The sequence below is a fragment of the Rhizobium sp. Rhizsp82 genome, assembly GCF_047325115.1.
GTDB lineage: Bacteria > Pseudomonadota > Alphaproteobacteria > Rhizobiales > Rhizobiaceae > Rhizobium.
In genome coordinates, this window is sequence record NZ_CP168570.1 from 2,469,675 (window position 1) to 2,490,164 (window position 20,490).

The 20,490-nt window shown below is 60.9% G+C and carries 23 protein-coding genes and 1 tRNA gene; 11 read left to right on the forward strand and 13 right to left on the reverse strand.

Annotated elements, in window-relative coordinates; genetic code table 11:
* The first annotated feature begins 99 nt into the window (after positions 1–99).
* Together ACEN84_RS17180 and ACEN84_RS17185 are read left to right on the forward strand one after the other, a co-directional pair.
* The gene (locus ACEN84_RS17180) at positions 100–1,095 is read left to right on the forward strand and encodes an alpha/beta hydrolase (protein WP_413709343.1); all 996 of its coding nucleotides are present in this window, start codon (positions 100–102) and stop codon (positions 1,093–1,095) included.
* A 19-nt stretch (positions 1,096–1,114) separates the two neighbouring features.
* Positions 1,115–1,306 (forward strand): hypothetical protein, encoded by a 192-nt coding sequence (locus ACEN84_RS17185; protein ID WP_203429011.1) that lies wholly within the window; start codon positions 1,115–1,117, stop codon positions 1,304–1,306.
* A gap of 107 nt (positions 1,307–1,413) precedes the next feature.
* On the opposite strand, the gene ACEN84_RS17190 is transcribed toward ACEN84_RS17185, so the two are convergent.
* The 9 genes from ACEN84_RS17190 to ACEN84_RS17230 all read right to left on the reverse strand — a co-directional run bounded on the left by ACEN84_RS17190 (position 1,414) and on the right by ACEN84_RS17230 (position 11,291).
* Positions 1,414–1,593, reverse strand: coding sequence for a DUF1508 domain-containing protein (locus tag ACEN84_RS17190; RefSeq protein ID WP_130282445.1), 180 nt, complete (start codon positions 1,591–1,593; stop codon positions 1,414–1,416).
* A 113-nt stretch (positions 1,594–1,706) separates the two neighbouring features.
* Positions 1,707–2,300, reverse strand: a complete 594-nt coding sequence (locus tag ACEN84_RS17195) for a carboxymuconolactone decarboxylase family protein (protein WP_413709344.1) — start codon at positions 2,298–2,300, stop codon at positions 1,707–1,709.
* Between the two features lie 90 nt (positions 2,301–2,390).
* The gene (locus ACEN84_RS17200; protein ID WP_130282441.1) at positions 2,391–2,603 is read right to left on the reverse strand and encodes a hypothetical protein; all 213 of its coding nucleotides are present in this window, start codon (positions 2,601–2,603) and stop codon (positions 2,391–2,393) included.
* A gap of 122 nt (positions 2,604–2,725) precedes the next feature.
* Complete coding sequence (locus ACEN84_RS17205) at positions 2,726–3,442, reverse strand: hypothetical protein (RefSeq protein ID WP_413709345.1); 717 nt, start codon at positions 3,440–3,442, stop codon at positions 2,726–2,728.
* 259 nt (positions 3,443–3,701) lie between these two features.
* Positions 3,702–7,526, reverse strand: a complete 3,825-nt coding sequence (locus ACEN84_RS17210; protein WP_413709346.1) for a vitamin B12-dependent ribonucleotide reductase — start codon at positions 7,524–7,526, stop codon at positions 3,702–3,704.
* A gap of 590 nt (positions 7,527–8,116) precedes the next feature.
* A complete protein-coding gene (locus tag ACEN84_RS17215) occupies positions 8,117–8,710 on the reverse strand; it encodes a hypothetical protein (RefSeq protein WP_413709347.1) in 594 nt (197 codons plus the stop codon).
* 196 nt (positions 8,711–8,906) lie between these two features.
* Positions 8,907–9,401: a xanthine phosphoribosyltransferase gene (gpt, locus tag ACEN84_RS17220; RefSeq protein ID WP_112711515.1), complete on the reverse strand. Its 495-nt coding sequence runs from the start codon at positions 9,399–9,401 to the stop codon at positions 8,907–8,909.
* 159 nt (positions 9,402–9,560) lie between these two features.
* On the reverse strand, positions 9,561–10,403 hold the full coding sequence (locus ACEN84_RS17225; protein ID WP_413709348.1) for a universal stress protein: 843 nt from the start codon (positions 10,401–10,403) through the stop codon (positions 9,561–9,563).
* 111 nt (positions 10,404–10,514) lie between these two features.
* Complete coding sequence (locus ACEN84_RS17230; protein ID WP_413709349.1) at positions 10,515–11,291, reverse strand: competence/damage-inducible protein A; 777 nt, start codon at positions 11,289–11,291, stop codon at positions 10,515–10,517.
* 223 nt (positions 11,292–11,514) lie between these two features.
* Here ACEN84_RS17230 and wrbA point away from each other — a divergent pair, with 223 nt between their 5' ends.
* From wrbA to ACEN84_RS17250, 4 genes are all read left to right on the forward strand, one after another.
* On the forward strand, positions 11,515–12,111 hold the full coding sequence (gene wrbA, locus ACEN84_RS17235; protein WP_112711518.1) for an NAD(P)H:quinone oxidoreductase type IV: 597 nt from the start codon (positions 11,515–11,517) through the stop codon (positions 12,109–12,111).
* 134 nt (positions 12,112–12,245) lie between these two features.
* A complete protein-coding gene (locus ACEN84_RS17240) occupies positions 12,246–12,407 on the forward strand; it encodes a hypothetical protein (protein ID WP_162708602.1) in 162 nt (53 codons plus the stop codon).
* 329 nt (positions 12,408–12,736) lie between these two features.
* Complete coding sequence (locus tag ACEN84_RS17245) at positions 12,737–13,003, forward strand: hypothetical protein (RefSeq protein ID WP_413709350.1); 267 nt, start codon at positions 12,737–12,739, stop codon at positions 13,001–13,003.
* 70 nt (positions 13,004–13,073) lie between these two features.
* Positions 13,074–13,481: a GFA family protein gene (locus tag ACEN84_RS17250; protein ID WP_413709351.1), complete on the forward strand. Its 408-nt coding sequence runs from the start codon at positions 13,074–13,076 to the stop codon at positions 13,479–13,481.
* Positions 13,482–13,486: 5 nt separating this feature from the next.
* Here ACEN84_RS17250 and ACEN84_RS17255 read toward each other — a convergent pair.
* Positions 13,487–13,572 (reverse strand) — tRNA-Leu (locus tag ACEN84_RS17255).
* 33 nt (positions 13,573–13,605) lie between these two features.
* Complete coding sequence (locus ACEN84_RS17260; RefSeq protein WP_413709352.1) at positions 13,606–13,983, reverse strand: VanZ family protein; 378 nt, start codon at positions 13,981–13,983, stop codon at positions 13,606–13,608.
* 196 nt (positions 13,984–14,179) lie between these two features.
* On the opposite strand from ACEN84_RS17260, the gene ilvA reads away from it, so the two are divergent.
* The 3 genes from ilvA (at position 14,180) to ACEN84_RS17275 (ending at position 17,232) form a co-directional block, all read left to right on the forward strand.
* Positions 14,180–15,436, forward strand: a complete 1,257-nt coding sequence (gene ilvA / locus ACEN84_RS17265; protein WP_413709353.1) for a threonine ammonia-lyase — start codon at positions 14,180–14,182, stop codon at positions 15,434–15,436.
* 37 nt (positions 15,437–15,473) lie between these two features.
* Entirely contained in the window at positions 15,474–15,806 is a 333-nt protein-coding gene (locus tag ACEN84_RS17270; RefSeq protein WP_413709354.1) for an HlyU family transcriptional regulator, read from the forward strand.
* 157 nt (positions 15,807–15,963) lie between these two features.
* Complete coding sequence (locus tag ACEN84_RS17275; protein ID WP_413711320.1) at positions 15,964–17,232, forward strand: diguanylate cyclase; 1,269 nt, start codon at positions 15,964–15,966, stop codon at positions 17,230–17,232.
* Between the two features lie 2 nt (positions 17,233–17,234).
* On the opposite strand, the gene ACEN84_RS17280 is transcribed toward ACEN84_RS17275, so the two are convergent.
* Positions 17,235–18,011, reverse strand: coding sequence for an SDR family NAD(P)-dependent oxidoreductase (locus ACEN84_RS17280; protein WP_413709355.1), 777 nt, complete (start codon positions 18,009–18,011; stop codon positions 17,235–17,237).
* A 107-nt stretch (positions 18,012–18,118) separates the two neighbouring features.
* On the opposite strand from ACEN84_RS17280, the gene ACEN84_RS17285 reads away from it, so the two are divergent.
* Positions 18,119–18,703 (forward strand): TetR/AcrR family transcriptional regulator, encoded by a 585-nt coding sequence (locus ACEN84_RS17285; RefSeq protein WP_203429002.1) that lies wholly within the window; start codon positions 18,119–18,121, stop codon positions 18,701–18,703.
* A gap of 51 nt (positions 18,704–18,754) precedes the next feature.
* On the opposite strand, the gene ACEN84_RS17290 is transcribed toward ACEN84_RS17285, so the two are convergent.
* Positions 18,755–19,369: an FMN-dependent NADH-azoreductase gene (locus ACEN84_RS17290; protein WP_112711538.1), complete on the reverse strand. Its 615-nt coding sequence runs from the start codon at positions 19,367–19,369 to the stop codon at positions 18,755–18,757.
* 135 nt (positions 19,370–19,504) lie between these two features.
* Here ACEN84_RS17290 and ACEN84_RS17295 point away from each other — a divergent pair, with 135 nt between their 5' ends.
* A complete protein-coding gene (locus ACEN84_RS17295; RefSeq protein ID WP_112711539.1) occupies positions 19,505–20,467 on the forward strand; it encodes a LysR family transcriptional regulator in 963 nt (320 codons plus the stop codon).
* Positions 20,468–20,490: the final 23 nt, after the last annotated feature.

Genomic DNA, 20,490 nt, shown 5'->3' on the forward strand with positions numbered 1-20,490 from the left:
CCTTTGACTTCTGCGGCTGTCCTGTCCGATGATCGGGCAGGGCGGCCGCGGTTTTCGGAGGGTTGGATGCGTGACCGGTTAATATCTCAGGCGAGGGCGATGAGGACGGCCGTTCTGGCGCTTGCGCTCCTGCCTGCTTTGGCCGGGCTCGCGATCGCCGCCGATGTGCCGCCGCAGAGCGCCAAGTCGAAGACCGAGGTCGAGACGCTGAGCTCCCGCTGGACCAAGCATTTCGCCGAGGCCGCGACGCCGGAAAAGCGGGCCGCCGCCTTCCGCAGCTTCATGGCCGACAACCCCGAACCGACCCGTGTGCAGATCCGCCATATGGATGCGGATGGCGTCGAGGCCGATCTCATCTGGCCGGCCCGCCTTCACCATCCGCTCGGCCGCCGCGGCATTCTCTATGTCCATGGCGGCGGTTTTCACGGTGGCTCGCCGCGCACGCACCGGCTGCTGGCCGGATCGCTCGCCAAGGCAGCCTCCTCGGATGTGCTGCTGATCGACTACCGTCTCGTACCAGAGGGGCGTTATCCGGCGCAGATCGACGACATCAGGACCGCCTATCGCTGGATGCTCGAAAACGGCTACGAGAGCGGCAATATCGTCGTCGCCGGTGATGGCACCGGCGCCAATCTGGCGCTCGAAGCGGTGTTGCGGCAGAAGGCGGCAGGACGCCAGCTACCGGCAGCCTTCGTCGCCATCAGCCCGGTTTCCGATCTGTCCGCCAGCGGCGCCTCGATGCAGGCCAATGCCGCAACCGATCCGGTGATCAGCAAGGCGGTGATCGATGCGCTCGCCAAGCCCTATCTCGGCACCACCGCGCCGCAGGATCCGGCGGTTTCGCCGCTTTTCGCCGATCTTTCCGGTCTGCCGCCGATGCTGCTGCAGGTATCCGGCAGCGAAGCGCTGCTCGACGACAGCCTGCGCCTTGCCGACAAGGCGCGCCAGGCCGGTGTCGACGTGACGCTCGAAGTCTGGCCCGGCCTGATCCACGGCTGGCAGCTCTTCCCGCATCTGCTCGAGGATGCCGACAAATCCAACCAGCGCATCGCCGAATTCGCCATGCGCCATTTCGCCGACAGCCCGCAGCAATAACGCGGGCAGGAGACCGCCAATGACCAAGGCCGCCTATGTGCTCGGAATACTCTTGATCCTCGTCGGCCTCGTCTGGATGGGGCAGGGCAGCGGCTACTTCCCCTATCCCGCCGAGAGCTTCATGATCGACCAGACGCCCTGGATCTATTGGGGCGCGCTGGCCGCCATCGTCGGCGTCGTGGTGATCGCCCTCGCCAGACGGCGGGCCTGAAACCGCCGCCTCCCTCATTCCAGTGCTCGTCACAGGAATCCATTCACCGCGCGTCGGTGCCGTAAATTACTCATGCAATTACAACAGCTTCCGCTAGAGCAGACGTCTCATACCGGATTGCAGGTCATCCCACTACGCCGCGCGTTGGCGATGCAATCGCTCTTGTTGACGTAGGATTCCGTAGATGCCGCAACGATCTTGCCGTTGGAGGCTGTTCGCCGCCAACGCCATCCGTCGCTCTGATAGATATCCCAGGTATCGCCGTTCGCTTCTTTGCAGCTTGCCATCATTTCCTCCCGTCAGCGTTGAGTGATCCGAGGAACCTAAGCGAGAAAAGCCGCATGCTCCACGAACCAGCCACAGCCGGAAGGTGGTGGACGGCGAGAGGTCGATTGCATTGTCAGACGAGCCCGTCGATCGGCCGGCCGATGGCGAGCGATTTGCGCAGATTGGGATCGAGCCGTTCGGCATAGGCATGGTCCGGTGCAGCGCCGAGACCATCGAGCATCTTCGAGAAGAAGCAGCGAACGGCGGCCGCCGCCGTGATGTCGAAAATCTCCGCATCCGAGAGCCCATGCTTCTTCAGCGCATCGACATCCTGCTGGGTGACGCTGGTGGCGTCGCGCACCACCTTGGCGGCAAACGCCATGATCGCCCGCTCGCCCGCATCGACAGGCGCCTTCTCGCCGCCATCGGCGGTTGCCGCCAGCCCATCATTGGTAAAGCCTTCGCGCAGCAGCACGGAACCGTGCGCCAGCATGCAATAGGAGGATTTCAGCTCCTTGGCGGCGGCCAGCGTCACCAGCTCGTAGCGCCTGAGCGTCATGTGGCTGCGGATGCTCGACAGCAGAGCGCCCCAGTGCTCCATCACCTCCGGCCGGTGCCCAAAGGCGCGGTACATGTTCGGCAGATAACCGTAACTCGCCTCCGCCGCGGCATACATCGATGCCGTCTTGTCATTTGCGGATGCATCGGGAGTGTGAATGAAGGCCATGGCGCGATCCTCCGTTTCTGGTCCGCTCAGGATATTCCAGAATGGCCTTTTCGCCTATGCGCTTCGCGCACCGCCGATCACGGCAAGCGCTCAATCATGCGTATTCTTGGAGATCTGCCATTCGCCGTTTTCATCGACTTCGACGCGCTTGTTGCCGCGATAGAAGATCGGCCGCTTGGTCTTCTTGTCCATCGAGAACCGGCTCGGCGTAAACTTCTGGTCCTCACGGCCCTCATTCGCCAGCGCCAGCGCTTCCTTGAACTGCCCGTTTTTGCAAAGCGCGAGGAATTGTTTTTCGTCCATGATCCTATCCAACTGAGCCGGCTATTGGGGCGCTTGCTTCACGAGGAGGGTAGCGCTGTGTGCATATCGCATGACAGTCGGTGTTTTTTCTAGGCAAAACCATACGGGTGAAGCCAATAGCATCAGTTCAAGCGTATCAAGCTTAGATTTCTGGGTAAGCTAATGGAGAAGGCTCTCGTGACTCCGTCACCGCTGTAACGATACGCCCAATAGCCAATCTGGCTTCCAACAGTTTCAAGTTCAGGCCACGGCAACGCAATCGAGCCACGGATTGGCTCAAACTCGAGGCTCTCATCGACGTGGAATTGCAACCGACAATTTTGTAACAGGTGACATTCGCCAAAATGGTATGCTGGGAGCTCCATTATTTGCGAAATCAGTTTGTCGAGTATAGTTGTGCCAACTTCCGTTGGTTTCTCTGCTATTTCAATGATTGCCGTCGCAGCCATCGCCAGCACCGATGAACTTTCGATTAGGAAATGAAAAATTGTCCAAATCAAAGTGGAAAGCGAAACCACAGGTAGGCCGTTACCATGAAATAGTGGATTTGGACGAATTGCATTCCCGTCAGAACTTTCCAAAAAGAAGCCAGGAAAAACGACTGAACGCGTTGCGAATATTAGCTCGGATTCGAATATTCGTACCCGATTGTGAGAATGTTTCATGTAATTAGCATAAGAGGCGATTGTCTTTCTGATCGGCCTCATCGCTTCTTTTAAGCGCCTGACATTAGCGTTTTTCGCACAGAGGGTATCAGTGGGAAATAGAGTTCTGCATATCGTATCGAGATCATCGCAGTGCTCCGCAGCCGAATATATTACTAGTTCGATCCTATCCACTAAGTCTTCGAGGATCTCGTCGTCAGTGGGGACTCCCTTAGGTGCGGTACGCGTTTCTAGGAATCTTTTTGTAGTCCTCGCTAAGAGAGACAGCTGACGTGCCACGCGCCCAACAGACACATTGTATATGCCCAGCGGATGACGAGACGGAATCCGCTCATGGTAGCATCTAGCGGCGGGTATCATTGCAAGAACACCGCAGGAGGCTAGCTCCTGCGGTGTTCCATTTAACAGCAAACTAACGCCTTGAGGCATCCTATCAGCTGCAGCCGCTTGTCGCGCCGCACGTGTCGCACTTCTCGCAGGTGCCGTTGCGGACCATCGTGAAGTTCTGGCACTCGGAGCACATGTTGCCCGTGTAGCCCTGCATGATGGAGCGGGCGCGGCGTTCGGCTTCGACCTTCTTGGCTTCCGTCTTGGCGGTCGCAGCATCGGCGGCGGCCTTGTCGGAGAAGAGGGCGGTGGCCTGCTGCTGGGCTTCGGAAGCCAGCTCTTCGTTCACTTCCTCGGCGATCTCTTCGGCCAGTTCCTTGGCGCGTTCCTCGTAGTCGCGCTTGAAGGCGACGATTTCGGAGGTGGCGACGGCGGTTGCCGGTTCGAGCTTGCGGGCGGCAGAGCCAGCAAAGGCGGTGACCGTGCCGGCCGAGGAGGCGCGGACAGGCGTTGCTGCCGATGCACCCTTCGGTTCGCCGACCAGGCGGTCGCCAGTGCCGGGAACGAGCGTCGGCTTGTAGCCGCGGGTCCAGCCGGTCGAGACGAGGTTGGTCTTGCCTTCCTGGATGCCCTTGCCGAGTGCCGTGTTCGAGAAGTCCGACGTATCGACATGCGCCAGGTCATGGCGGCCGAGATAGGAGACGGCGAGTTCGCGGAACACGTAGTCGAGGATCGACGTGGCATTCTTGATCGCGTCGTTGCCGATGACCATGCCGGCCGGCTCGAACTTGGTGAAGGTGAAGGCTTCGACATATTCCTCGAGCGGCACGCCGTACTGCAGGCCGAGCGAGATGGCGATCGCGAAGTTGTTCATCATCGCACGGAAAGCAGCGCCTTCCTTGTGCATGTCGATGAAGATTTCGCCGAGGCGGCCGTCACCGAATTCGCCGGTGCGCAGATAAACCTTGTGTCCGCCGACAGCTGCCTTCTGGGTGTAGCCCTGGCGGCGGTTCGGCAGCTTCTCGCGTTCGCGGGTCACGCGTTCGATAACACGCTCGATGATCTTCTCGGTGACCGTGACGGCCTGGGCCGCGACCGGCTGCTGCAGCAGCTCTTCGAGTGCATCCTCATCGGCTTCGTCTTCGATCAGCGAAGCGTTCAGCGGCTGCGACAGCTTGGAGCCGTCGCGGTAGAGGGCGTTTGCCTTCAGGCCGAGCTTCCAGGAGAGCATGTAGGCGCTCTTGCAATCCTCAACGGTGGCATCATTCGGCATGTTGATCGTCTTGGAGATCGCACCCGAGATGAACGGCTGGGCAGCCGCCATCATGCGGATGTGGCTTTCGACCGAGAGATAACGCTTGCCGATCTTGCCGCAGGGATTGGCGCAATCGAAGACCGGCAGGTGCTCGTTCTTCAGGAACGGTGCGCCTTCCAGGGTCATCGCGCCGCAGACGTGAACGTTGGCGGCCTCGATGTCCTTCTTCGAAAAGCCCATGTGGTCGAGCAGGTTGAAGCTCATGTCGGCGAGCTGCTCGTCGGAAACCTTCAGGGTGTCCTTGAGGAAGTCGGTGCCGAGCGTCCACTGGTTGAAGACGAATTTGATGTCGAAGGCGTTCTTCAGCGCGGCGTTGACGGCTTCCACCTTCTCGTCGGTGAAGCCCTTGGTCTTCAGGGTCGAGGGATTGACGCCGGGCGCCTGGTTCAGGTTGCCGTGGCCGACAGCGTAGGCCTCGATCTCGGCGATCTGCGCTTCGGAATAGCCGAGCGAACGCAGCGCATCCGGAACGGCGCGGTTGATGATCTTGAAGTAGCCGCCGCCGGCGAGCTTCTTGAACTTGACGAGCGCGAAGTCAGGCTCGATGCCCGTCGTATCGCAGTCCATGACGAGGCCGATCGTGCCGGTCGGGGCGATGACCGAGACCTGGGCGTTGCGGTAGCCATGCTTTTCGCCGAGTTCGATCGCCTTGTCCCAGGCGCTCTTGGCGTGAGCGGCGAGATCCTGATCCGGGTTCTCGGAATGGATCAGTGCGACCGGGTTGACCGACAAGGCCTCATAGCCCGAGGTCTCGCCGTAAGCGGCGCGGCGATGGTTGCGCATGACGCGCAGCATGCTCTCGCGGTTTGGCGCAAAATTCGGGAACGGGCCGAGCTCGGAGGCCATTTCAGCCGAGGTTGCGTAGCAGATGCCGGTCATGATCGCGGTCAGCGAGCCGGCAATGGCGCGGCCTTCTGCCGAGTCATAGGGGATGCCGGAAGACATCAGCAGGCCGCCGATATTGGCGTAGCCGAGGCCGAGCGTGCGGTATTCGTAGGAGAGTTCGGCGATCCGCTTCGACGGGAACTGCGCCATCATGACGGAGACTTCGAGAACGACGGTCCAGAGGCGGACGGCATGTTCGTAGTCGGCGATGTCGATGCGCTTCGTTGCCTTGTCCTTGAACTGCAAGAGGTTCAGCGAAGCAAGATTGCAGGCGGTGTCGTCGAGGAACATGTATTCCGAGCACGGGTTCGAGCCGCGGATCTGGCCGCCGGCCGGCGAGGTGTGCCAGTCGTTCATCGTCGTGTTGAAGTGCAGGCCCGGATCGGCCGATGCCCAGGCGGCGTAGGAGATCGACTCCCAGAGGTCGCGGGCCTTCAGCGTCTTCATGACCTTGCCGTCCTTGCGGGCGGTCAGGTGCCAGTCGCCATCGTTTTCGACGGCGCGCAGGAAGTCGTCCTTGATGGAGACGGAGTTGTTGGAGTTCTGGCCCGAAACGGTCAGGTAGGCTTCGCTATCCCAGTCCGTGTCGTAGGTCTTGAATTCCATGTCCGTGTAGCCCTGGCGGGCGAACTGGATGACACGGCCGATATAGTTTTCCGGAACCTGGTCCTTCTTGGCAGCGCGGATTTCGCGCTTCAGGGCCGGGTTCTTGGCCGGGTCGAAGCACTCGCCGTCATCGCCGCCGTCGCAGTTGACGCAAGCCTTCATGATCGCCTTCAGATGCTTGGCGACGACCTTCGAGCCGGTGACGAGAGCGGCAACCTTCTGCTCTTCCTTGACCTTCCAGTTGATGTATTCCTCGATATCCGGATGGTCGATGTCTACCACGACCATCTTGGCCGCACGGCGGGTCGTGCCGCCCGACTTGATGGCGCCGGCAGCGCGGTCGCCGATCTTCAGGAAGCTCATCAGGCCGGAGGAGCGGCCGCCGCCGGAAAGCCTTTCGCCTTCGCCGCGCAGCATGGAGAAGTTGGAGCCGGTGCCGGAGCCGTACTTGAAGAGGCGCGCTTCGCGCACCCAGAGGTCCATGATGCCGCCTTCGTTGACGAGGTCGTCTTCAACCGACTGGATGAAGCAGGCGTGCGGCTGCGGATGTTCGTAGGCGGACTTCGACTTCGTCAGCTTGCCGGTGAACGGATCGACGTAATAGTGGCCCTGGCCCGGGCCGTCGATGCCGTATGCCCAATGCATGCCGGTGTTGAACCACTGCGGCGAGTTCGGGGCAACGCGCTGCGTGGCGAGCATGTAGGCGAGCTCGTCCTTGAAGGCCGACGCATCTTCTTCCGAAGAGAAGTAACCACCCTTCCAGCCCCAGTAGGTCCAGGTGCCGGCCAGGCGGTCGAAAACCTGACGGGCGTCGGTCTCCGAGCCGTACTGCTGATCCTTCGGCAGATCCTTCAGCGCTGCTTCATCGGCAACCGAGCGCCACAGGAACGACGGAACGTCGTTTTCCTCGACCTTCTTCAGGCGGGCGGGAACGCCGGCCTTGCGGAAATACTTCTGCGCCAGGATGTCGGCGGCGACCTGCGAAAACTGCGCGGGAACGTCGATGTTCTCGAGGCGGAAGACGATCGAACCGTCGGGGTTCTTGATCTCGCTGGTCGCCTTGCGGAATTCGATTTCCCCATAGGCACCTTGTTCCGCTTTCGTGAAACGCCGTTCAATGCGCATGTCGCCAACCTCTAATCTGCGCGCCCGTCCCCGATGACCAAGGCGCAAGTTTCCTCATCCGGCAGCGCGCCAGGAAGGGCGCAGCCAGTTCTCGTATCCGTATTGTGACAGGGGTGTCATCCGGAGATGTCCTTCCTGTATATTGTGGTGATGATGGCTGCTAGCACTAAATATAGTATTAACAGCTATTTTTCGCCAGCCCCAATGTCACTGCCGGGCGGTCAAAAATTTGCGCAGGGAATGCCACGCAGCGGTCATCCGTCATAGATGCAACGCCCTGATTCCACGCTTGAATTTTGAAGAGAACCGGCCTCGTTAATTCCGGTCCAGTTGCCGCCGCAACATCGGATCCCATTAAGTTTGAAACACGCGATTCCGTCAAGGGGTGGTTTTTAACGAAGCGTTCACCACAACATATTGTGGATGGGGCTGTGGACACTGGGGAAAAGCCTGGAGGCCTTGTTTTTCAAGGGCTTGGCGCGGTCAAGCCGGGAAATGATACCGATGTCATCAAAAAAACACGAAATTTTAAATCTAGCGATGGTGTTTCGTCGGCAAATCGGTCTAGCGATTCGAAACGCGAAGAAGCTTCAGATTGCGTCCAGCGCGATCGTCACGGTGGCGATGCCGATGGCCTTGCCGGTCTCGTCCCGGATCGTGAAACTCGCTTGTGTTTCAAGGATTTGCGTCACGTCATCGCGCTCGGCGCGGTCGATGAAGGTCTCATCCGAATCACGCGCGAAGGTTCGGAGATATTTGTTCTCGTCGCCCTGCCAGTAATCCATCGTCGTGCGGCTCTCGCCGACATTCAATCCGTTCTTGTCGGTGACGAAGAACTCGATGATGACGCCCTGGGAATTGTCCTGCTTCGATTTCAGATAGCGGGAGACCGGGTTCATCATCAGCTTCGAGATCATCTGGAACTGGCCGGTCTCGACCTCGGAGCGGTAGGTGCCGTCCAGAACCTGGATATCGGTCTTGCTGACATCGCCGAAGCGGACGTTCTGGTCCTTGATGGCTTTCAGCACGACGGGATTGTTGACCATCGGCCGGACCACGGTATCCACATATTCGCGCACGACGGAGATATAGGCAGGTTCGGCATGGGACGGCGCGGGCAGCGCAAATGGCGAGATCGAAAGCCCTGAAGCTACGACCGCAATGACCCAACCCCCGTAGCGCATTGCCCTTCCTTGCTGCGCGCCTGACGGCACGCGGTTGCCCATATAGTCTATGCAGCGGGGGCATGTTTTCCGGCGCGCCCTGATGCCGGTAAACTGTGGATGCCCTTGCCGAGCACCCACTATACATTCGCAATATTACTAAGATAACAATCAATACCCGCAGCGGCTGCTGCTTCGGATATTATCATCTTTAGGTTTATTTCGGGCCTTTTGCAATCGGCTCCTGATAGGTGAAGCCCATATCCCACGGGAAATAGATCCACGTATCCTGGCTGACTTCCGTGACAAAGGTATCAACGGTCGGCACGCCCTGGGGCTTGGCGTAGACGCAGGCGAAATGCGCCTTCGGCAGCATGCCGCGCACCTGGGCCGCCGTCTTGCCGGTGTCGGTCAGGTCGTCGATGACGAGAATGCCTTCTCCGCCATTTTCCTGCAGCTCGGGGGCGATGCCCTTCAGGACGACCATGTCACCCTGGTTCACATAGTCGTGGTAGGAGGCGACGCAAACCGTCTCGATCAGGCGGATGTTGAGCTCGCGGCAGATGATCGCTGCGGGAACCAGACCGCCGCGGGTGATGCAGACGATGCCTGTGAATTCCTTGTTCAATCCTGCGATCCGCCAGGCGAGCGCGCGCGCATCGCGGTGAAACTGGTCCCAGGAAACGGGAAAGGCTTTATCGGGAAGGGACATGGGACTGCTCCGCGGCATGATGGAAACCGCCGGCGACCTCAGGGCGACCACAAACGCAAATCGCGCAGCCGGAGCTGCGCGAATGATTGCCGGGGCCCGTCACCGGTCGCCTGAAATAGCGGCATTTGCGGCCGGAACGCAAGTCCCGGCACGCAATCATCAACGGGATAGCAGCGTCAGCGCCGTCATCGATTGCAAGAGAGACTTGGTCGTGCCGCCAAAGATCGTCTGCCAGAGCCACGAATGCGTATAGGCGCCCATGACGAGAAGATCGATGCTGTTGTCGGAAAGCCGGTTCTCTATGACCGAAGACGCGCTCTTGCTGGCGCTCTCGGCAGTCGCAAGCGTCGCGTTGACGCCATGGCGGGCGAGGGTGGCGGCGATATCTGCGCCGGCGAGACCGGCACTCTGCGTTGCGCTATCGACAGGATCGACGGAGAAGATCTCCACCGCATCGGCGCCCTTGAGGATCGGCAGCGCGTCGAATGTGGCGCGGGCCGCTTCCTTCGAGCCGTTCCAGGCGATCAGCACCCGCTTGATCGGCTTCGGCTTGCGGATGATGTAGGGGATCATCAGCACCGGGCGGCCGCTTTCAAACAGGAAGTTGTCGACATCGACATGGCTGTCGGAGGGCCGCGCCGGATCGGCCTGCGAGGCGATCAGCAGATCGGCGCTGCGGGCGGTTTCGATCAGCGGCGCCGAGCCGTAGCCGGTCGAGGTGGCGAAGCTGCGCCACTCGAAGGAGACGCCGCTCGCCGCCGCCTTCTGTTTAAATATCCGCTCGACCTCTATGGTTTCGGAATGCGCCATGTCCTGCAGCGCCTGCACCGCGACGGGATCGGGAATCTCCATCGGCGCCACCAGCGGCACGGCCGAGATCGTCTCGGCATGCAGCCCGATCACATGCGCGCCGTGGGCAGCAGCAAGCGTCATCGCAAAATCGGCGACGGCACCGCTGTTATCGGCAGTATCGAGAATGGCGAGTATGGTTTTGTAGGACATATCAAATTCTCCTTGGGCGGCTGAAATGAACTTCCGCATGAAAAGAATGCGTTGGCCTGCGTTGCGGTTCCTTGACTGAGATCAATGGTTTGAGAGGAGAGGGGCGGAGGCTTACGCTTCCGCCGAATGGTTCTCGGCAATTTCCTTGGCCTTGCGGATATCCTCGATCATCGCCTCGACGTCCTTACCGGCGGCCTCGATGACATCCTGCGAGCGGCCGCGCACGACGATCTCGGTCGAGAATTTCTGGCCGACATAGCGCGGATAGGAGCCGATGCTGGTGTCCGGATGCGCCTTCTGGATCGCCGCGAGCGGCGTGCCGATATCGCCTTCGCCGTAAGGGCAGGCGATCGCCAGCGACAGAACCTTGGCGCCGGTCTTCAGCGTCGGCAGCACATTGCCGATCATCGCCTGGAACACCTGCGGCACGCCTGCCATCACATAGACATTGCCGATGATGAAGCCCGGTGCCGTCGAGACCGGGTTCTCGATATGGGCGGCACCGCGCGGCATGCGCGCCATGCGCTGGCGCGCCTCCGTGAATTCCAGTTCGCGGCGCTTGTACATGTCTCCGAGCAGGGACATCGCTTTCGCGTCATGCTCGCAGGGCAGGCCGAAAGCCTTTGAAACCGCGTCCGCGGTGATATCGTCATGGGTCGGGCCGATGCCGCCGGAGGTGAAGACATATTCGTAGCGGGCGCGCAGCGCATTCAGCGCCTCGACGATGGCATCCTCCTCGTCGGCAACGATGCGGACTTCCTTGAGGTCGATGCCCGACAGCGTCAGCAGATCGGCGAGGTAGCCGACATTCTTGTCCTTGGTGCGGCCCGAAAGCAGTTCGTCGCCGATGGCGAGCATGGCGGCTGTAACGATGGTCTGATTGGTCATGGAAAACGTCCGGAATGAAATGGGTCCGCTATAGGTAGCGCCGATTTCTCCGCTTGCAAATGCGGCTGAACGGTAAAGCAATATCACAAAAATAAGACAGCAAGCACTTTCGCGTCTCCGCTGAGTGAACAGTGAGTTCTTGCCGGAAGGGATGCGCCATCACCGCCGCGCTGATAGAACCATCGCCGGTTTAAATGCACATCAACCCAGACGGAGCTTGAAAATGGCAAAAGTCCTCGTTCTCTACTATTCGGCTTACGGCCACATCGAAACCATGGCCTATGCCGTTGCAGAAGGCGCGAAGTCGGCTGGTGCCGACGTAACCGTCAAGCGCGTCCCGGAACTCGTGTCGGAAGAAGTCGCCAAGGCTTCCTACTACAAGCTCGACCAGAAGGCTCCGATCGCAACGGTAGACGAACTCACAGAATATGACGCGATCATCGTCGGCGCCGGCACCCGCTTCGGCACTGTTGCCTCGCAGATGCGCAATTTCTGGGATCAGACCGGCGGTCTGTGGTTTGGCGGCAAGCTCGTCGGCAAGGTCGGCTCGATGTTCACCTCGTCCGCTACGCAGCACGGTGGCCAGGAATCGACGATCCTCGGCTTCGTGCCGACCTTCCTGCATCACGGCATGGCCTATGTCGGCCTTCCCTACGCTTTCCAGGGCCAGATGGGCACCGAAGAAGTCAAGGGTGGCTCGCCCTACGGCGCGTCGACGATCACCAACGGTGACGGCTCGCGCCAGCCTTCCGAGATCGAACTCGAAGGTGCACGCTTCCAGGGCGCCCACGTCGCCAAGATCGCTGCGAAGCTCGCCTAAGCTTCATACGGCCTGAAAAATTGAAAACGGCGCGGCCCGAGGCTGCGCCGTTTTCACGTCTTCGTGCGGGCGGCGTTTTGGCGCATTCCATGCGTATATGATAAAATCATAAGGAGACGCGTAAGGAGGCCCTGATGGACCGCTATATGATGAAACTGCTGGCTTGCGTGATCGCCGGGCTGGTGTGCCTTTCGGTGATCCTTCTCGCGCTCACCATCGATTTCGACGGTAAGGACGACGAAAGCGCCAAGCTGAAGACGGGTTCACCCGCCGAGATTGTGAAGTTGCGAAGCTAACGCGAAGAACGAAACCGCGACAACCGCCGTTGCAAACAGGCAGGCCATCGTCGTCTTATAGAATTTCAAACGCTTCGTTCTGACGCCATCCCAATCGTAAACCACCGTCTTACTCCCACAAGACTAGCTTTACCCATACGCCGCATCGTCATTCTTGCATGCTGAACCCGGCTTTCAACCGCCCGGGCCTCGTTTTCCCCGGTATACAAGCACATTCGAACAGCATGATAAAGCCTTCGGCAAATCACCCGCTTGCTCAAAAATGGGGCAATCGCCGCTGACACCCTGCACGAAGCTCCTATATGGCTGAATGAAAAGGAGATTCGCCGATGCGCGCCATTGTCTCGCTGATGCTTTTGCTGGCTCTTGCGAGCTGCAACACCACCATGCCGCCGCCCGAACCGATGCGTGGCAGCCTGACTTACGGCGGCCGGGTGGTCTATTATGGGGCGGCGCCCGGCCATGTCGTCGATCACGAATTCCCCGATAAATTCGGCTACCGCGTCTTCGAGAAATATGTCGTCCAGCCCGATGGCACGCTGCAACTGATCTCGCGCCGCACCGGTTCCGACTACTGGAAGATCCGCCACTGGTGACATCGGCGGTTTGACTTCACCGCCATCCGCGCCAGCTTTCGGGCAGATCCCGCCCACGGAGTTTCGCGCCATGGTGACAAGAATTGCCAAATGCACCTGCGGCCAGCTGCAGATCACGGTCGAGGGCGAGCCTCTCGGCGTCGGCGTCTGCCACTGCTTCGCCTGCCAGAGCCGCACCGGCAGCGTCTTCGCCGCCCTCGCAGCTTTCGGCCCTGGCTACAAGGTAACCGGCCGCGCCACCGATTATGTCCGCACCGGCGACCAGGGCGCCAAATTCCGCTTCCGCTTTTGCCCGGTTTGCGGCACCAATCTCTATCATACGGAAGAAGGCGAGGATAACCGCTCGGTCGGCGTCGCCGTCGGCGCCTTCGCCGACCCCGATTTCCCGCCGCCCCGGGATTCCGTTTACGACTGCCGCAGGCACCGCTGGGTGCAACTGCCCGAAGGCATCACCGTCTACGACAAGGATCCGGAATGAACGCTTGGTGCGGGCGGCGGGGATCGAACCCGCATAGCCTAAGGCCGAGGGATTTTAAGTCCCTTGCGTCTACCAGTTTCGCCACGCCCGCAGCGCGCGCTACTCAATCAACGACATCGGCGATTCAGTCAAGGGCGGCGCTGGAGGAGGCTGGTTCCGTGGGCGTTTTGGGCGCGGCCTTGCGGGCGCGGATTTTCAGGAGGGCGTGGGCGGCCATGGCGCCGATTGCAGCACCCATGCCCTTGATGATGCCATCATGCAGGCGGGCGTGGCGGGTCGGCGAGAAATATTGCAGCGCCTCGATGACGATCGCGCCGAAGGCGAGCAGCAGCACGATCAGCTTCCACTGCTTGGGATAGCCGAGCACGAAGATGAAGCCGGTCACGGCATAGGCGAGCGCCCGGTCGAAATCGACGGTGGTCACGGTGTGCGGGCGCAGGCCAATCGGGGAGATCGTGACGAAGATGATGCCGGCCAGCACCAGCCAGGCCAGCGGCCTCATGAATTTCGGTGTTATCATCCTGTCATATTAGCAGGGCGCGCCGCGTGGTGCACTGCAAAAAGCCGTGTCCACCGCGTGTTCGGCGGCTGAGCTTAAGAAATGCTTTCGCGAAGGGCGAACCGGCTTGCCCGGTTTGAGGCTTTCTTTCGGGCGCCGCTCTGTGCCATAGCGGGCGGGCGAAATGAGGAATGGACCGATGACCGTCAACCGTCAGGATGTTGAAAACGCCGAGGAAGCGCTGCGCAGCCTTTTCCCGGCTACGCCGCTACAGCTCAATGACCATCTTTCGGCACGCTATGGCGCCGATATCTGGCTGAAGCGCGAAGACCTTTCTCCGGTTCGTTCCTACAAGATTCGCGGCGCCTTCAATTTCTTCCGCAAGGCGATCGCCGAAGGCGGCGAGGGCCGCACCTTCGTCTGCGCCTCGGCCGGCAATCACGCCCAGGGCTTCGCCTTCGTCTGCCGCCATTTCGGCGTGCCGGGCGTCGTCTTCATGCCGGTGACCACGCCGCAGCAGAAGATCGACAAGACCCGCATGTTCGGCGCCGAATTCATCACCATCAAGCTCTACGGCGACTTCTTCGACCAGTGCTACCAGGCAGCGCGCGATCATGCGGAGCAGGCGGGTGGTGTCATGGTGCCGCCTTTTGATCATGAGGATATCATCGAGGGGCAGGCGACGGTTGCCGCCGAGATCATGCAGCAGTTGCCCGAGGGCAAGGTGCCTGACATGATCGTCATGCCTGTCGGCGGCGGCGGTCTGGCAGCCGGCATTACCGGCTATCTCGACGGCATCGTCGCAAAATCAGGCTTCGTCTTCACCGAGCCCGCGGGTGCCGCGAGCCTGAAGCGCAGCATCGAGGCCGGCGAACCGGTGACGCTCGCCAAGGTCGACAATTTCGTCGATGGCGCCGCCGTTGCCCGCATCGGCGATCTGAACTTCGCGGCGCTCAAGGATTTTCGGGCGGATCAGGTGATGCTGATGCCGGAGAACGCGATCTGCGTGACGATCTCCGAGATGCTGAATGTCGAGGGCGTCGTGCTCGAGCCGGCCGGCGCCCTGTCGCTGACGGCGCTGGCGTCGATGAACCCGGAAGACATCCGCGGCAAGACGGTCGTGGCCGTCGTCTCCGGCGGCAATTTCGACTTCGAGCGCCTGCCTGACGTCAAGGAGCGCGCCATGCGCTATGCGGGGCTGAAGAAATATTTCATCCTGCGGCTTGCCCAGCGTCCCGGCGCGCTGCGCGATTTCCTCAATCTGCTCGGCCCCGACGACGATATCGCCCGCTTCGAATATCTGAAGAAGACGGCGCGCAATTTCGGCTCGATCCTGATCGGCATCGAAACAAAGGCGCCCGAGAATTTCGCCACACTGGTCGAAAATTTCGAGAAGTCGGGCATGGGCTTCGAGGACATCACCGAAAACGAGATCCTGGCAAACCTCATCATTTGACTTTGCGGCAGCAAGTCCCGCGTGTTAAAGGCGAAACATGGCTTCGATATTCTCCAGCATTGTCTCGATATTCTCAGGTGGCGCAAAGCCCAGCGAAGGCGGCGGCGGCAGCGCCAAGTCGGCAGAGCCGCAGCTCTATGGCGACTGCGCGATCTATGCCGAACCGCAGAAGGAAGGCGGCCAGTACCGCCTGGCGGGCCGCATCGAAAAGACATCCGGCGATGAGGTGCTGGTGCGGACCTTCATCCGCGCCGACATGTTCTCCTCGCTCGACGATGCCAACGAATGCACCGTGCGCAAGGCCCAGCAAATCATCGATCAGCACGGCGCCTCGCTCTTCGGCGATGGTGTCAAGCAGCGTCAGGTCTGAATCCACAAGCGGCTGCTTTGTCACTTAATTTTAAGTGATTGCCGTCAAAGGTGCTGCGAAAGGAATCGCAGGATCATTTCGTGGTTGTTGCAGCCCGTCCCAAGACCGGAATGAAGCGCCGCTGGCAGTTCTGCCAGGGCAGGGTTTCCGGCGCATGATAGAGGCCACCAATCTCGGTCTCTTCGTTCTTGAAGCCATCGGCTACTTCGGGCTGATGGTGACACTCCTGCATTTCCGCAATCGCCTCGGCCTCGGTGTGTTCGTCACCGCGCTCGGCGTCATGCATTTCATGGAAACCTATCTGGCGGCGGTCTTCTACGTGAACCTGCCGTTCGGCGTCGCGTCGCCCGGTTCATCAGTGTTCTTCGCTGGCAAGCTGATGATGATCCTGATGCTCTATCTGCAGGAGGATGCCTCGACAGTCCGCCAGCCGATCTACGGTCTGTTCATCGGCAACCTGCTGACGGTGGCGATCGCCTGGATCCTGCAGCTGCATCACACGATCGAGATGTCGCCGGGGAACGAAGCGGATTTCGGTTTCCTCAAGGAAATGGGATGGCTGATGATCTGGGGTACCGCCATCCTCTATCTCGATTCCATCGGCATCATCCTGCTCTACGAGCGGCTTGGCCGTTACATCAAGCGCAAGGTCATCCTGCGCTTCATGGTCTGCGGCTTCGTGCTGCTGACGTTTGACCAGGTAGGCTTCTTCGGCGGCCTGCATTATTTCCTGGGCGTGCCGCTGTCGGCCTTCTGGGATGGCTGGAAGGCGAAGATGTTCGCCGTCTGCGTCTACACGGTTCTCTTCGCGCTCTACGAGATCTACGTCCGCCGCGACGGCGTGCCGGCTGCCGCCCGCTCGATCAGCGACGTCTTCGGCGACCTGACCTTCCGCGAGCGCTACAACGATCTCCTCGACCGCACCGGCCGCGATATCCTGACCGGCGTCTATGACCGCAGCCGCATGGAGTTGGAAGCGCCGGTAATGATCCGCGAGGCGCAGCGCCAGGGTCTCTACGGCACCGTGATCATCATCGATGCCGACCACTTCAAGGATGTGAACGACAATTTCGGCCACCTGCAGGGCGACGAGGTGCTCAAAGCGATCGCCGGGCGGCTCGGCACCATCCTGCGTTCAGCCGACCGCGTCTTCCGCTTCGGCGGCGAGGAATTCGTCGCCGTCTGCCCGGGAACGGATCACGAGGAAGGCCTGATCGTCGCAGAGCGGTTGCGCTGGACGATCGCGACGAGCGTCAAGACCCCGGATGGCAAGCCCGTCACCGTCAGCATCGGCGTCGCCACCGCCGACGAGGACGGCGTCAGCTTCACCACCGTTCTCGCTGCCGCCGACGACCGGCTCTACCAGGCAAAGAAAAGCGGCCGCAACTGCGTTGTCGGCCGCTCCGGTCTCGTCAAGGTCGGCTGATATCAGCCTTCACGGAACAGTTTCGCGCCTGAAGGCGCATTGGTCATGCCGCCATCGACGGTGATCTCGATCGCCGTGACATTCGCCGCATCGTCAGACGCCAGATAGAGCGCCGCCTTGGCGATCTCCTCGGCTTCGCTCATCCGGCCGAGCGCGCTGAGGCTGCCGAGCTTTTCTTCGAGAGCAGCACTCGCATCCGCCGTCGGCGCAAAGGGCGACCAGATCGGCGTCTTCGTGCCGCCGGGTGTCACCTGGTTGACGCGGATGCCGCGCGGGGCGAGCTCCGAGGCCATGGTGCGCGTCATGGCGCGGGTCGCGCCCTTTGTGGCTGCATAGGCCGTCCAGCCCGGAGCGCCGAGCACGGCGTGAACCGAGCCGTTGAGAATGATCGAAGCGCCGTCATTGAGATGCGGCAGGGCGGATTGAACCGTGAAGAACACCGAGGTCAGGTTGGTGCTGACGAAGCGCTCGAACTGTTCGAGCGACGTCTGGCCGAGCGGCGTGACGCCGCCGATGCCGGCATTGGCGAAGACGATATCGAACTTGCCGAACTTGGCGGCGGCTTCCTCGAAAGCCTTGTCGATCGCGGCAACATCGGTGAGCTCGAGCGAAATGGCGAGCACGCCATCGCCGAGCGTCTTGACGGCGGCGGCGAGCGTATCGGGGTTGCGGCCGGTGATGATCACCTTGGCGCCTTCGGCGAGAAAGACCTTGGCCGTTGCAAGGCCGATGCCGCTATTGCCGCCGGTGATCAGGGCGACCTTGTTCTTGAGACGCATGGGAGCACTCCTCTTGGAATTGGCTGCGTTCTGGATTATGATTGAAATCCACAAATAGGATTATGAGTGTAATCCAGAATTGTCAAGCAGCATTGCGGGAGCGTCGCGTGGGTCATTCGCAGGTCGAAAAACAGAAGACGCACGAGAAGATCGTCGAGATCGCTTCGCGCCGTCTTCGGGAAAAGGGCCTTGAGGGCATCGGCGTCGCCGACCTGATGAAGGAAGCGGGGCTGACGGTCGGCGGCTTCTACAAGCACTTCGAATCACGCGACCAGCTGGTTCGTGAGGCGATGCAGCTGGCCTTCGGCTCCTGGGAAGCGAAGGTTCGGGCCGAAGGCGTCGACCCGGCCGATATTCCCGTCAGCGCTTATGCGGCAACCTATCTCGGCGGGGATCATCGCGAGGGTGTTGGCGAAGGATGCCCGTTTGCGGCGCTGACGGCCGATCTCGCGCGCTCCGGCGACGAATGCCGGACGCTGGCGACCGATCAGTTGAAGACCAATGTCGGACGGATGACGGCGCGCATTTCCGGCGGTGACGAGGGGGATGCCGAGGCACGCCGCAAGGCAATCATCCTCAGCGCGCTGATGACCGGCGCGGTCGGCCTGGCGCGGGTCGCCAATGACGAGGCATTCGCCGCCGAGATCTTGAAAACCGCCGAAAGCTTCGTCAACGACTTCGCCGGGAAATGAAAAACGGCCGGTAATGAACCGGCCGTTTTCCTCGAATATGCGTTGCGCCGATTAGGCTGCGAGCGCGATCTCTTCGGCGCGGGCCTTGGCCGCACCGATTGCCTTTTCGGCAGCTTCCGGACCGAAGGCCAGGCCTTCGACATAGATGGTCTCGACATCGGCGATGCCCAGGAAGCCGAGAACCGACTTCAGGTACGGGACGGCGTGGTTCATGCCGGCGGCCGGACCCTGCGAATAGACGCCGCCCGAAGCGAGAACGACATAGACCTTCTTGCCGGTAGCGAGGCCGACCGGGCCGCTTTCCGTGTACTTGAAGGTACGGCCGGCGCGGGCGACGTTGTCGATCCAGGTCTTCAGCGACGAGTAGATATTGAAGTTGATGAGGCCGGTGCCGATGACGACGGTGTCGGCGGCGAGCAGTTCGTCAACCAGAGCGTCGGAAGTCTTGACCGCTTCGGCTTCCTGCGCGGTGCGCTGGTCTGCGGGCTTGCGGATCGCGGCGGTGAAGAGGTCGTCGATATGCGGCAGCGGGTTGGCGGCGAGGTCGCGGCGAACGACGACGCTACCTGCGTTCTGGGCGGCGATCTTGTTGGCGAGATCGGCGGCGATCGTGGTCGACAGCGATTCAGCACGCGGGCTGGAGGTCAGAAGAAGGATGGAAGACATGGCAGGCTCCTCATTTCGAATTGGGTTTGCCGTGGCTGTCAGGGAGGTTCGCCGCGGCTTCGAGGAGAGAAATAGGACTGGCCTGCTATCGAAAAAACTGGGATAATATAGATCGAAACTATCGATGGATTAGATATGCTCCCGAACCCGACGCTGGACCAGTTGCAGGTGTTTCTGACCGTTGCCGATAGCGGCAGCTTCTCCGCCGCCTCGCGCCTTCTGAACCGCGCGCAGTCAGTCATCAGCTACACGATCGCCAATCTCGAGGCGCAGCTGGAGGTCGAGCTTTTCGAGCGTTCCGGCGCCCGCCAGCCGAAGCTGACCAAGGCCGGCCATGCGATGCTGGCCGATGCCCGCCGGCTTGTCGCCGATCTCGAAGTCATGCGTGCCCGCGTGAAAAACCTGAAAGAGGGGCTGGAAGCCGAACTCTCGATCGCCATTAGCGTCATGGTGCCGTCGCAGGCCGTCGTGATGGTGCTGCGCGAGTTCCGCACCAAATTCCCGTCGGTGACTGTCAACCTGATGGTCGGCGAGCTCGGCGAAGTCATGAACATGGTGGCAACCGGGGAAGCGACCGTCGGCATCGGCGGCGCGCTGATGAAGCAGGACGATACGCTGGTTGCCGAGCGCATCGGCCATTCCTTCATGATTCCCGTCGCTGCACCCTTTCACCCGCTTGCCAAGCTCCGGAGGCCGCTGACGCTTTCGGATGTGCGCGAAGAGGTTCAGATGGTGGTGCGCGATACCTCGGGCATCACCAACGGGCGCGATTTCAACGTGCTTTCCTACCGGACCTGGCGGGTCAGCGACATCGCTATCAAGCACCAGCTGATTGCAGGCGGCCTCGGCTGGGGTGGTCTGCCGGCTTCGGTCTCACGCGACGACCTGAATTCCGGCAAACTGGTGCAGCTCGATCTTCCTGCCTACGAGCAGGGCGAATATCCGATCTACAGCCTGCACAAGATAGCCAATCCCCCGGGACCGGCGACGGCCTGGCTGATCGACCGCTTCCGCAATCTCCTGTCCATGTGCCCGAGCCACAGTGAATTCCAGGAGCAGCTTGCCGCGCTGACCTCGATGCAGGAAGCGGCGGAATAGGCCGGCGTCGCCGCCGGCCCCGT